Origin of the sequence: Robertmurraya mesotrionivorans, assembly GCF_050971805.1 — a bacterium.
Lineage (GTDB): Bacteria > Bacillota > Bacilli > Bacillales > Cytobacillaceae > Robertmurraya_A.
This window is the reverse complement of sequence record NZ_JBPCCH010000013.1, coordinates 82,380-94,630: the sequence shown is the minus strand read 5'-3', so window position 1 is coordinate 94,630 and position 12,251 is coordinate 82,380. Positions and strand designations below refer to the sequence as shown.

Genomic DNA, 12,251 nt, shown 5'->3' with positions numbered 1-12,251 from the left:
GAGGCATTCCTATGAAAGTATCAGAGTCAGTAGTTGGAAAGCATGATGGTCAAACCATCGTAGCACATACGATTGAAAATGCTGCGGGCATGCAAGTAACTTCTATCAACTATGGGTGTACCATTACAAAAATTGTGGCACCTGACCGCAGAGGTAATCTTGAAAACATTGTATTAGGCTTTGATACGATCGAAGAGTATCAAGCGAATTCAGCATATTTCGGTTCAGTCATTGGAAGACATGCCGGGAGAATTGCTGGAGGCCGTTTTGAACTCGACGGAAGAACCTATGAGCTAGCCCAAAATAACAGTGGAAATCATCTGCATGGTGGCTTAAAAGGGTTTGATAAAACGGTCTGGGATGTTGAAGTAGTGCAAGAAAAGGATTCAGTCAGTCTTTGCTATCGTTACGAAAGCAGGGATGGTGAAGAAGGCTATCCTGGAAATGTACGAGTATCTGTGACATATACATTAACAAATGCTAATGACATTGTTCTAAGCTATGAAGGAATTAGTGATGCACGAACCATCCTTAATATGACAAACCATACGTACTTTAACTTAAGTGGTGAATTAAAACGAACGATTGAGGATCACAGACTGAAGATGAAGAGTGATCATTTTCTTGAATTAAATGAACATTTGATTCCAACTGGTGAAATGATACATGTAGATCATACGGTTTTTGATTTTCGGAATGGTCGGAGGATTCAAGAAGGAATTGTTTCAGAGCATCATCAAAACGTACTAGTTGGCAATGGCTATGATCACCCCTTTATGTTAACGAGTAACCAGTCAGCACCAATTGAATTATATGATGAGGAAAGTGGTCGTCAACTAGTTGTTGAAACGAATCAACCGGCAGTAGTACTCTATACAGGGACACAGCTAGGAAACAATTATGACATACGTGGCAGAAGGTCAGAGAAATACTTGGGATTTTGTTTGGAGACACAAGGAGTTCCTGATGCCATTCATCATTCACACTTTCCGAGTACAATAATAGAGAAAGATCAAGTGTACCATTCAGAAACAAAATGGTCGTTTAGAATAAAATAATTTTTTTATAGGAAAAGTGAGAGCCAATAAGCATGTAAAGGCTCTCATTTTTTTATTATAAAATTTTACTAAAAGAATTTGTCAAAAAATATTACAAAATTATAAATGTTTGGAGTATAATGAAAATTATATTTTTACACAGGGGGTATACTACTATGAAAGCATTAGAAAGAGCAGGTATATTTGCAGGCAATACCTTTGCATATTGGGTACTACTTTTTGCAGGGTTGGCATTATTATTTCCTACAGGTTTTACTTGGATTGGTCCTCATATCCCATTATTATTGGGAATTATCATGTTTGGAATGGGTATGACGTTATCGGTAAATGACTTTAAAGAGGTTTTCAGACATCCGAAATCAGTATTTATCGGTGTATTGGCACAGTATTTAATTATGCCATTCTTAGCCTTTGGTCTTGCAACGGTTCTTGGGTTGCCAGCTGAAGTGGCTGTAGGGGTTATTCTCGTTGGTTCTTGTCCGGGGGGAACATCTTCAAACGTTATGACTTATTTAGCAAGAGGAAACACGGCCTTATCTGTATCGATTACATCTGTTTCAACTTTATTAGCTCCAATTTTAACTCCGGCCATCACTCTTTTATTGGCAAGCAAATGGTTACCGGTGTCACTCAGCGCTATGTTTATATCTGTTGTCAAAATCGTTCTTGTACCGATTATCTTAGGGTTGATTGTGAAAACTCTGTTCCGCACTCAAGTTGAAAAAAGCGTTAAAGCTCTTCCTTTAGTGTCTGTTATCGGAATCGTAGCCATTGTTGCAGCGGTTGTTAGCGGAAGCAAAGAGAAGATTCTTGAAAGTGGTTTATTGATTTTAGCAGTAGTTATCTTACACAATGCACTAGGGTATCTATTAGGTTTCCTAGTAGCTAAAGTGTTAAAAATGGATTATAGTGATCAAAAGGCGGTTTCCATTGAAGTAGGAATGCAAAACTCTGGACTCGCTGCTGCATTGGCTGCTGCACACTTCTCTCCACTGGCAGCAGTACCAGGAGCGATCTTCAGCGTATGGCACAATGTATCAGGCTCACTCCTTGCAAATTATTGGGGGAAGAAAGCTGAAAAAGCAAATAATAGTCAAAATGCCACTGGAGACTCAGTAGAAATTCAAAAATAGAATCAAACCCGTACGCTATTTGAAGAGTGTACGGGTTTTTTATGTGTATTTTTGAGAAAAATGGAAATTATGGATGGTATTGAGAGGTTCACTCGAAGTTGTTTTTGCAAGTTTACGGTATTTTGTTGCAACTAAGGGGTTGTTTCTTGCAACTTCTCAGGTATTTGTTGCAACTTTTGGGATTCGACATACATTTAGACAAAAAACGACAATGTTTTATAGATAGAAAATATTGCATGAGTAGGATTATTCTGGTATTCTAATATAGAACGTTTGTTCTGAAAAAATAAAAAAAGAGGTGTCCTATGATTTTAGGAATTCATCCGTATTTAGTATTGAATGGAAATGGGCAAGAAGCGGTTAAGTTTTATGAAGATGCAATAGATGCAAAGGTTGTTTCTCTTCAAACGTTTGGGGATTTGCCAGACAATCCGGAATACCCTACTCCTCCTGAGGCAAAAGACCGTGTGTTAAATGCACATTTAAAGATAGGAAATTCTGATCTGATGCTTTCCGATACATTCCCAGGACAGCCTTATCCGATTGGATCTCAAGTAACAATTGCAATAATAATTAATAGTGTTGAAAAAACAAAAGCAGTTTTTGAAAAATTACAAGATGGCGGAAAGGTATTAATGCCACTACAAGAAACATTCTGGAGTCCAGCTTATGGGCAGGTAACAGATAAATTCAATATGACCTGGCAGGTTTCAACAGAAGTTAAAAATGATTAATAAAATGATGGTTACTTACATTAATTAGTAATAAGAAGTGGTGAAAGGGTGAACAGGGGCGATGAATAACTAATCTTATTTAGAAAACTGGTTTTGACCAGATAATAAACTTGTTTCTAGATAGGATTGTATGGCCTTTTGTTAACCAAACTGAACTTGAAGATACCATTAGGTGTTTTCTTTCTCTTTTTAGTTACCAAACAAGTCTCCTATCTAGAAATGGATGGGAGAATTTTTATGTCGGAAATAACCACAAATCAAAAGTTAGGTATGGGGGATTTATTTCAAAACCGAGTGATTCGAACGATTTTACTTTCGGTCTTGTTCCTTCAAGTGGGAATATGGGTGAGAAACTACTCAATCCTCTTATATGTCATTGAAATGACGAATGGAAATCCAATTGCAGTATCCTTGATCTCGGTGGCTGAATTCGCACCAATTTTTCTTTTTTCATTTATTGGTGGAACCTTCGCAGATCGATGGAGGCCAAAGAGAACGATGGTTTGGTGTGATGTGTTAAGTGCTGTATCAGTGTTTGCGGTCTTACTGACTCTATTTTTCGGAAGCTGGAAAATGATTTTCTTTGCTACACTTGTATCATCAATCCTGTCACAATTTTCACAGCCTGCGGGTATGAAGTTGTTTAAGCTGCATGTCCCTACTGAGTTAGTTCAGATGGGGATGTCGATGTATCAAACGGTGTTTGCACTATTTATGATTCTTGGTCCAATCCTTGGAACATATGTGTATCAGCAATTTGGTATTCTTGCGGCAGTTGGGGTTATGGGAGTGGCCTTTTTATGCTCGGCAGCTATTCTTTTGATGCTTCCAGCAGATCCAACACCAGAAGAGGAAAGGCCGAACACATCATTAATGCATGAGATGAAAGAAGGATTTGGTTACGTATTTAAAAGTAAGCCACTAACCTTGTTAGGCGGATGTTTTGCAGCTGCAGGGCTTGCAATAGGATTAACTCAGCCGCTCGGAGTCTTTATTATTACTGAAAGATTAGGTTTACCAAAGGAAGATCTGCAGTGGCTCATGACTGCATTTGGAGCTGGTATGATCATTGGAGGGGGCATCACTGTAGCACTTTCAAGGAAGGTACAACCGCAAATGCTATTAGCAATGGGGATGGCAGCAAGCGCCATCGGTTTTATTGGCTTAGGATTGTCAACAGAGTTATGGCTTACCTTGGCTGCTCAATTTTTTGCGGGGTTATTTATGCCATGTATCCATATTGGAATTAATACGATGATTCTACAAAATACAGAAGAAGCATTTATCGGTCGAGTCAACGGCATATTAAATCCTCTATTTATGGGGGCCATGGTCATCACTATGTCCGCCTCTGGGTGGCTGAAAACTCATCTTTCCATTGTCTATATTTATGAAATGTCTGCACTTCTACTATTGGTGGGGATTCTAACCCTATTGCCTATAATGAAAAAAGAAACGGTCAGTCACGTTGTAAAAGGACAATAAATCAATTTATTAGAAGAGCCCTAATCAATCCTTAGGGCTTTTCCCATCAACTTAAATAAGAAAAATTAATCCTCGGCTCAGAAACAATAATTAGTTGTCCATCTTTTTCCTCGAGACCTACTCTGAACGTGTTGGGATTTCCTGGTATAGTAATATCAACAAATTCAGGTGTGTCATTGTTTTTATCCAATTTAAACTCTACATAGGTGTGCGTACCCACATGAAAACGCCGAAGTATTTTTTGATGCTTAACTTCACAAAAAATGGCTTCGTGTAAATTTACGCTAGTAAGCTCCTTCCCTAATAAAGAGCGCAACCGTTCTATAACATCTGCCTTACTAATCATTTTCTTCTTTCCTTTCTCTTATATATCCATATCGCTTGGTTACAAGATTATCTTTTTCATACATTTATTTTATACATCAATCTCAATGAAGCAAACATTGTTTCATGACAAAAGTCTAGAGAACCCCATTAATAATAAAGTTAAGGTAATCTTATACCTATATAAATATATAATGATAGAATAAAATTACACCACAAAAATCGGAATAATCATATCAATTTTACGATATTAAATACATATAGAAGATCATTAGTAGAGGGAATGTGTAGAATGACTGATGAATTAATAATAAATGCAGGAGCCTGTTACCGGCGGGCTGAGGAAAAAGCAGAACAATATTTTCAAACACTTTATAATGAGGTAGTAAAAAAATCGTATGCGAAAGCCTTAATTGAAGATATTCATTCATGGAAACACAATCATATTCGTCATCATTCCATATTATCCTTGTTCTCTAATCGAGAGAAACGTGCAAGTTCAAAAGGGTATCAAAGTTACCTTCAATGGCTAGACCATACAGGTAAATTGGATAACTACTTGGACCGGAGTATTTCTTATCTTTATATGCGAGACCTCGGAAAATCATTGAACTCACCTGAAACACAGGCTAGTATTAGCCGCACGGTTCATAGTTGGAAGAAAAGTATTCTTGTAAATGGAGAAAATCAAAATGATCTATTAGGAATGGCTGGCTTGTACCGGAAGGCTCAAGAGGAAGGTATTGAGTTAACCATGATCTGGTTAACAGGCAAGTTGAAGACTGTTTCAGAGAATATTCCAGAGGGAATGGACGCAGAGCATGCCCAAAGGAAGCTGATCAAAATCATTGCTGGTGTCCTCATGCATGTTCTTGAAGAGATGGATGACAAGCTATCTTCTGAAGAGAGGTCTAAAAAGTTGGATGAAGCGATCAGGCTAGGTTATTGCTATGGTTTAACGTATCCGTTTATCGACGATCTTCTCGATGCGAAGCTGTTGTCGGATGAAGAGACCAAGCGGTATACGAATTTGATTCGTACGACACTAACAACAGGGAATGTGCCTGAATTAGGAGGGTGGTCAGGGAAGAACGAAACACTAATTCGTTTTGTTCATCAAGAGTTAGGTGCAGCTTTTGAGTATATTAAAGCTCATCAAAGATCTGAATCTCTGACCATGTTTTTCGAGCAATCGTATGTTTTTTTCCAATCTCAAGAAGTAGATCGGCTGAGGGATTTATCCCATTCTACTTATACAAATAAAGATTTGTATGTACCAGTCATTTTAAAATCATCATCGTCACGTTTAATTGCTCGGTCCGTCCTTGACGCTCCTCAAGATGAAGGGTTTTCGGATCGAACGTTCTATTATGGTATATATAATCAATTAGCGGATGATTTTGCAGATATGTTTGATGATATGAAGGAAGGTGCGGTCACTCCTTATACCTATTATATGAAGTATAAAGGTGTACGAAATGATTTAATCAATCCTTTTGAAATATACTGGACCGTTATCTACTACCTTATACATAAGGTCTATCAGTCAGATAAGAAAACATGCGAGGTAATTTTGGATCGTGCCATCAATGGCTTAAAACGCTTTAAAGAAAAAATGGGAATTAAGAAGTACAATGAAGTGATGGAGATGTTTGCAACAGATAATTCAATGTTTAATCGTCTCATACAGAAGATGGTTAGAAAAGCGGATGATGTTGATTTCTTTGATAAATTACTTCGAGATCACATCATTTCGACACTAAGAAACGAGAGGAAAGAGCAAGAGGAATTTTTAAATACCATTGACGAGTTCAGGAATGAAATCAACAGCATCTTACCTATAACTCATAACAAAGAGGTAGCTGTGTCAAATCAATCTGTTATTGAAGCAGCTAATTACAGCCTTGAAGGCGATGGGAAACGGCTGCGGTCCATAATGGCTTGGGTGATGGGGGTACAAGGATTCGGTTTAAATAAGGAATCCATTGTTCCTTTATTAAAATCATTGGAATATTTGCATACTGCTTCTCTCATTTTCGATGATCTTCCTTCTCAAGACAATTCAGATACTCGAAGAGGGCGGCTAACCCTTCATCACGTATATACAATAGCTGTAGCTGAAATAACGGGTATATTTTTGACTCAGAAAGCGATTGAAGAGCAAGCATCTCTAGGTTCCTATGAACCCCAAACGGTGTTAAAGCTTATACATTATTCAGCACAAATGACAGAGATTATGTGTCAAGGACAGGCGATGGACCTTGGATCAAAAGGGAAGAAATTAAGCATAGACCAACTGAATCATATGAGTATGTATAAAACGGGATTAGCGTTTGAAGCTTCCCTTATTATGCCAGCCATTCTTGCGGAGGCAAGCGAAACAGAAATTCAAGCTCTGAAAAAATACGCTCACCATGCCGGCATTGCCTTTCAAATCAAGGATGATCTCCTTGATGTAGAAGGAGATGTGAACCTGCTCGGAAAGCCTACAGGTCAAGATATAGAAAACAATAATTCCACATTTGTCTCTATCCTAGGGAAAGATGGTGCTAAAAGGGAAATGTGGGAGCACTTCTGTTATGCAACGGAAGCGTTGCAGGAGATTCCACGAAATATTCCTTTTTTAAAACATTTATTGAATTATATCGTGAACCGTGATCATTAATGATTCCTTGTAAAGGGGTCATTTTTTTTATCTATGAAAATATTGATTGCCGTACAGCTGGTAAAAATATATAATAAAAGTTGTATTAGGGAAACAATTGTTTACTAATGAAATTTTTAAAGTTTATAGCACGTTTTTTACACACGCGCATATCCTTTATAAAGATTAGTGAAATGCCTATATTTTTTTAATGAAAAAGTTTGATTAAGGAAACATAATGTCTTTGGTCCAAATACCTTTAACTATAATAAAGGAGGATATTACAATGACAGAGAATCTGTTGTTGGCTTTTGGGTTAACTTTAATGGCAGGGCTTGCCACGGGGATTGGTAGTGTATTAGCGTTTTTTACCTCTACAACAAACACAAAGTTTCTTTCTGTTACTCTAGGTTTCTCAGCAGGTGTGATGATCTATGTTTCTATGATTGAGATTTTCATAAAAGCAAAGGATGCACTTATAGGTTCTATGGGGAATGTGTTAGGTAACTGGATGACAGTGGCGGGTTTTTTCGGAGGGATGTTGTTAATTACATTAATTGATAAATTTATCCCCAAACAAGGAAATCCACATGAGTTGAAAAAAGTTGAGGATATGAACGATAAACCGAATAATCAAAGCTTATTAAAGATGGGTACTTTTACAGCGCTGGCGATTGCCATTCATAATTTTCCTGAGGGGATCGCGACATTTACTTCGGCTTTGCAGGACCCTGGTTTAGGTATTGCTATAGCGGTAGCGATCGCTATTCACAATATTCCTGAGGGGATTGCTGTTTCGGTGCCTGTATATTTTGCCACTGGTGATAAGAAAAAGGCATTCAAACTGTCATTTTTATCCGGACTATCAGAACCAGTTGGTGCGTTAGTTGCTTATTTGTTTTTGATGCCTTTCTTAAACGATGTTATGTTTGGCATCATCTTTGCAGCTGTAGCGGGAATTATGGTATTTATATCACTGGATGAATTATTACCTGCCGCGAAAAGATATGATGAAACTCATCTATCAATCTATGGGTTAATCGGTGGAATGGCAGTAATGGCACTCAGTTTGTTATTATTCATTTAAATATATAAGTAAAAAGGCTTTCGACAGTTGATCGAAAGCCTTTTTTTGTACCTATTATTCAACAATCTCTAAAGTAACTTCAATATTTCCTCTAGTTGCTTTTGAATACGGGCAGAAGTGATGAGCTTTTTGAACTAAGTCTTCTAAAACAGCTCTTTCAATTCCAGTACCTTTTACTTGTAGTGTTACACCAAGCTTAAAGCCTTGGTCTGTTTCATCTTTTATAAGGCTAACGTTTGCTGTTACTTGTGATTCAAATTTTACACGTTCCGATCTTGCCATAAATTGAAGAGCTCCGTCAAAGCATGCAGCGTATCCTGCAGCAAATAATTGTTCAGGATTTGTAGCACTTGGCAATGATTTAGCTCTTGGTGTACCTGGCATGGCGATATCAAGATTAATGGCACCTTCAGGAGATTGAACTTTCCCTTCTCTACCTCCAACTGCAGTTACACTAGATGTGAATAATACGTTTGACATAAGAAGTCACCCTTTTTGAATGAATTTTATTCTAATTTAGATTGTGCAAAATCAATTAACTTATGTATTCATAATAATAGATGAGTTATTAATTGTCAACGATTATATTGCGCAAAATTTAAATGTGGATTTGACGATAAGGAATGGGTACGATATGATTTTATAAAATTAATTTTATAATCAGTTTTTCAGAAGTTGAGGGATGAATCATGAAGTATGAAGATGAACTTGTGAAACTAGAAGACCATTTATGTTTCTCTTTATATGCTTGTTCAAGAGCGATTTTTCGTTTATATCGTCCGTTTTTAGACGAACTAAATTTAACCTATCCACAGTATCTGGTATTGCTCGTGTTATGGGAAAGGAAGCAAAGTACAGTGAAAGAATTAGGAGAACTTCTAGGACTTGATTCTGGAACCTTAACTCCTATGCTAAAAAGAATGGAAGCAGCGGGTCTCGTCGAACGCAAAAGATCGGCTGAAGATGAGAGGGTTGTGATGATTACAATTACTGAGGAAGGAAATCATTTAAAAGAGAAGGCAGTTTGTATTCCACGGTCACTTTTAGAATCAACAGGAATGACAGAGGAAGAAGTTATCACAATAAATAATGTGATAAAAAAACTACTTCAAAAGGTGAATACAGCTAGTATGAAATGAGATCTCTTACCGACGAGGTTAGGAGTCAAATAATGAATGGTTCAATAAGAAGGTCCTTCCGTTACGGTTGGGCTTTTTGAATGTCACAGCCTCACAGCCTGAATATATCTATCATTTTTAGCCAACATATAGGTTGAAAGAATGATCAGGAGTGAGTGCTTTGAACAGATTTATGTTGTTTTTAGTTGTAACGGTATTGTCATTTTTTCTAACTGGCTGTGGATTTATTATTAATCATGCGAATGAAACTGAGGATCAGCAAGCGCAAATAAGCCAAGCTAAGGCTAGAATCTTAAATGATGAAACAGAAAAGGTAGATCCTACGATCAGGGTGTCACAACTAGCAGAACAATATGTCGAGAAATTGGAAGAAGTAGAACGGGCTAATGTTATTTATTCCAACAACAATGCGTATGTTGCGATTAAACCAAACCAATATGATAGTCTGTCAGAAGTTTTAGATCAAAAGATAGCTGACCAGGTACGAAAGGCAGATAATAAAATTCATAAAGTGTATGTATCTGTTAATCCAGATTTTTATGCAACGATGAACTCCTATGCGCATGATATAAGATCCGGCAGGGACAAAGTTAGCTTATATCGAGATTTTTCTAATACAGTTATGAACTTTTTTGGGATCGAAAGTGAATAAAAAAACACACTCGTCTTTGTGGTTAAGTAGTTGGGTTTTGAAGTAAAAAATTAGAAATAACCTTGCTATTCAAACGGTAATTCACACCAAATTACAGGCAATTTGATAAGCAAAAATGCTTGGAACATTGTGTCTCCAAGCATTTTATACATTGTTTTCACTAAGTTTGAAAAATAAACGGAGTTTTTCCGCTTATATGAACCTAATCTTTAGATTTAGGTAAATATAGAGAAGTTAATCGGAATATTTCCGCTTATATATCTGCTTCTTGAGCCCTACTATCCAGATTAACCGGAATTTCTCCGCCTATGAATTCCCATACCTCCTCGAAAAAGTCAACAATGAATAACAACAGTGTCTTTTCTTTCAGATAACTTGTCTTTCTAACTTGAATATCCAAACATCTACCTACCACTTTCAGCACATCAATCCCCAATTAAATTAACAAGCAAATTCGAACACTGACAATAACTTTTGTCATCATGTTAAAAAAGGTGCGAATTATGGTGCTAAAATACCATTATATTTATGGAAAACCTTGATATTCAACAAAAAAATGCAGTCCAATTCAGTTGCGAATTGGACTGCTAATTTGTTTGCTAATTAAGTTTTTGTACTCGAAAGCCGAACCCGTTACTTTGTGGTGCGAGTGTGTTTGTCTAGCGTTTTATGGAAGGATATTTCCTGCCGCACGATAAATGCTATACCATTCTTCACGAGTAAGGTGGACTTCGCTAGCTTGGATGCAATCCTTTAATCTATCTAGATTCGTTGTACCAACAACAGGTTGCATCTTTGCAGGATGACGTAAAATCCATGCAATGGCAATCGTTGTATTGCTTACATTATATTTTTCTGCTAGTTGATTAATTTGTTGATTCAACTCAGGGAATTTTTCATTTCCTAAGAAGGTTCCTTCAAAGAATCCGTATTGGAAGGGAGACCAAGGTTGAATCGTAATGTCATTTAGTCGACAGAAATCAAGCACGCTGCCATCGCGATTAATCGCTGATTCATTTACCATATTCACGTTAATTCCACTAGAAATCATAGTGGCGTTTGTGATACTAAATTGTAGTTGGTTAGCTACAATAGGTTGCTTTACATATTTTTTTAGAAGCTGAATTTGCATTGGATTTTGGTTAGACACCCCGAAATGACGTACCTTTCCTGATGTTTCAAGGATATCAAAGGCTTCAGCTACTTCTTCAGGTTCAACCAAAGCATCTGGTCGGTGTAGAAGAAGTGTATCAAGATAATCGGTTTTCAGGCGCTTTAAAATGCCGTCCACTGACTCTAATATGTATTCTTTAGAGAAATCAAACATCCCTTTTCTTATGCCACATTTGGATTGAAGGATCATTTTTTCACGAATATCATCATTCATATTGATGGCATCTGCAAATATTTCTTCACAAGCACCCCCACCATATATGTCCGCATGATCAAAGAAGTTAGCTCCTTCTTCTAATGCTGTTTTTATAAAGCGCTCAACCTCGGATTTTTCAAGTGCGCTTATTCTCATACAGCCTACTGCAACAACAGGTACCTCTAATGTGCTGTTTCCTAGTCTAATCGTTCTCAAGTATATTCCCTCCCAAGGGTACGATAGGGTAATTGTTGAGTGAATAGTTCCCAATTCTCCTATTATCAACTTATTAACCAATCATAAGCATAATGTGCACGCTTTCACGAATGTGTACAAGCATATTTTGCCATACCCTAAGGTCATATTCAACTTTTAACTATGGTTGGGATGGAGCTTGAGTCTAAATGAAGTAATTATAAGGACAGGGACTGGATTATGAAAGGAGGTTGAGTCTAAAAGCAGCCCTTATAAGGACAGTTACTCGATTATGAAGAGAGTTTGAGTCCGAAAGAAGCCCTCATAAGGACAGGGATTGGATTATGAAGGTAGTCCGAGTCCGAATAAAGCCCTTATAAGGACAGGGACTGGATTATGAAGGTAGTTCGAGTCCGAAAGAAGCCCTCAAA

The 12,251-nt window shown here is 37.3% G+C and carries 12 protein-coding genes; 8 read left to right on the top strand and 4 right to left on the bottom strand.

What is annotated here, in order from left to right; translation table 11 throughout:
- Positions 1–11: 11 nt before the first annotated feature.
- From ACRX5O_RS18175 to ACRX5O_RS18160, 4 genes are all read left to right on the top strand, one after another.
- A complete protein-coding gene (locus ACRX5O_RS18175; RefSeq protein WP_433907241.1) occupies positions 12–1,058 on the top strand; it encodes an aldose epimerase family protein in 1,047 nt (348 codons plus the stop codon).
- Positions 1,059–1,213: 155 nt separating this feature from the next.
- Positions 1,214–2,191 (top strand): bile acid:sodium symporter family protein, encoded by a 978-nt coding sequence (locus ACRX5O_RS18170; protein WP_433907240.1) that lies wholly within the window; start codon positions 1,214–1,216, stop codon positions 2,189–2,191.
- 305 nt (positions 2,192–2,496) lie between these two features.
- Positions 2,497–2,925, top strand: a complete 429-nt coding sequence (locus ACRX5O_RS18165) for a VOC family protein (RefSeq protein WP_433907239.1) — start codon at positions 2,497–2,499, stop codon at positions 2,923–2,925.
- Between the two features lie 237 nt (positions 2,926–3,162).
- Positions 3,163–4,410 carry an MFS transporter gene (locus tag ACRX5O_RS18160; protein ID WP_433907238.1) on the top strand — a complete coding sequence of 416 codons (1,248 nt, stop codon included), beginning with the start codon at positions 3,163–3,165 and terminating at the stop codon, positions 4,408–4,410.
- 46 nt (positions 4,411–4,456) lie between these two features.
- Here ACRX5O_RS18160 and ACRX5O_RS18155 read toward each other — a convergent pair whose 3' ends face one another.
- Positions 4,457–4,756, bottom strand: a complete 300-nt coding sequence (locus ACRX5O_RS18155) for a hypothetical protein (RefSeq protein WP_433907237.1) — start codon at positions 4,754–4,756, stop codon at positions 4,457–4,459.
- A 261-nt stretch (positions 4,757–5,017) separates the two neighbouring features.
- On the opposite strand from ACRX5O_RS18155, the gene ACRX5O_RS18150 reads away from it, so the two are divergent.
- Both ACRX5O_RS18150 and zupT read left to right on the top strand, forming a co-directional pair.
- Positions 5,018–7,399 (top strand): polyprenyl synthetase family protein, encoded by a 2,382-nt coding sequence (locus ACRX5O_RS18150; RefSeq protein ID WP_433907236.1) that lies wholly within the window; start codon positions 5,018–5,020, stop codon positions 7,397–7,399.
- A 265-nt stretch (positions 7,400–7,664) separates the two neighbouring features.
- Entirely contained in the window at positions 7,665–8,465 is an 801-nt protein-coding gene (gene zupT, locus ACRX5O_RS18145; protein WP_433907235.1) for a zinc transporter ZupT, read from the top strand.
- Positions 8,466–8,519: 54 nt separating this feature from the next.
- Here the strand turns inward: zupT and ACRX5O_RS18140 are convergent, their stop codons facing one another.
- Entirely contained in the window at positions 8,520–8,945 is a 426-nt protein-coding gene (locus ACRX5O_RS18140; protein WP_119706840.1) for an organic hydroperoxide resistance protein, read from the bottom strand.
- Positions 8,946–9,154: 209 nt separating this feature from the next.
- Between ACRX5O_RS18140 and ACRX5O_RS18135 the strand changes: the two genes are divergently transcribed.
- Both ACRX5O_RS18135 and ACRX5O_RS18130 read left to right on the top strand, forming a co-directional pair.
- Positions 9,155–9,604, top strand: coding sequence for a MarR family winged helix-turn-helix transcriptional regulator (locus ACRX5O_RS18135; protein ID WP_433907234.1), 450 nt, complete (start codon positions 9,155–9,157; stop codon positions 9,602–9,604).
- Positions 9,605–9,764: 160 nt separating this feature from the next.
- Positions 9,765–10,256 (top strand): YhcN/YlaJ family sporulation lipoprotein, encoded by a 492-nt coding sequence (locus tag ACRX5O_RS18130; protein WP_433907233.1) that lies wholly within the window; start codon positions 9,765–9,767, stop codon positions 10,254–10,256.
- 253 nt (positions 10,257–10,509) lie between these two features.
- On the opposite strand, the gene ACRX5O_RS18125 is transcribed toward ACRX5O_RS18130, so the two are convergent.
- Positions 10,510–10,680, bottom strand: coding sequence for a hypothetical protein (locus ACRX5O_RS18125; protein WP_433907232.1), 171 nt, complete (start codon positions 10,678–10,680; stop codon positions 10,510–10,512).
- Positions 10,681–10,923: 243 nt separating this feature from the next.
- Positions 10,924–11,841, bottom strand: a complete 918-nt coding sequence (locus tag ACRX5O_RS18120) for an aldo/keto reductase (protein WP_433907231.1) — start codon at positions 11,839–11,841, stop codon at positions 10,924–10,926.
- Positions 11,842–12,251 lie beyond the last annotated feature (410 nt).

Coding starts and splice junctions, on each gene's coding strand:
- ACRX5O_RS18175 (WP_433907241.1), top strand. CDS start 12: ATGAAAGTATCAGAGTCAGTAGTTGGAAAGCATGATGGTCAAACCATC.
- ACRX5O_RS18170 (WP_433907240.1), top strand. CDS start 1,214: ATGAAAGCATTAGAAAGAGCAGGTATATTTGCAGGCAATACCTTTGCA.
- ACRX5O_RS18165 (WP_433907239.1), top strand. CDS start 2,497: ATGATTTTAGGAATTCATCCGTATTTAGTATTGAATGGAAATGGGCAA.
- ACRX5O_RS18160 (WP_433907238.1), top strand. CDS start 3,163: ATGTCGGAAATAACCACAAATCAAAAGTTAGGTATGGGGGATTTATTT.
- ACRX5O_RS18155 (WP_433907237.1), bottom strand. CDS start 4,756: ATGATTAGTAAGGCAGATGTTATAGAACGGTTGCGCTCTTTATTAGGG.
- ACRX5O_RS18150 (WP_433907236.1), top strand. CDS start 5,018: ATGTGTAGAATGACTGATGAATTAATAATAAATGCAGGAGCCTGTTAC.
- zupT (WP_433907235.1), top strand. CDS start 7,665: ATGACAGAGAATCTGTTGTTGGCTTTTGGGTTAACTTTAATGGCAGGG.
- ACRX5O_RS18140 (WP_119706840.1), bottom strand. CDS start 8,945: ATGTCAAACGTATTATTCACATCTAGTGTAACTGCAGTTGGAGGTAGA.
- ACRX5O_RS18135 (WP_433907234.1), top strand. CDS start 9,155: ATGAAGTATGAAGATGAACTTGTGAAACTAGAAGACCATTTATGTTTC.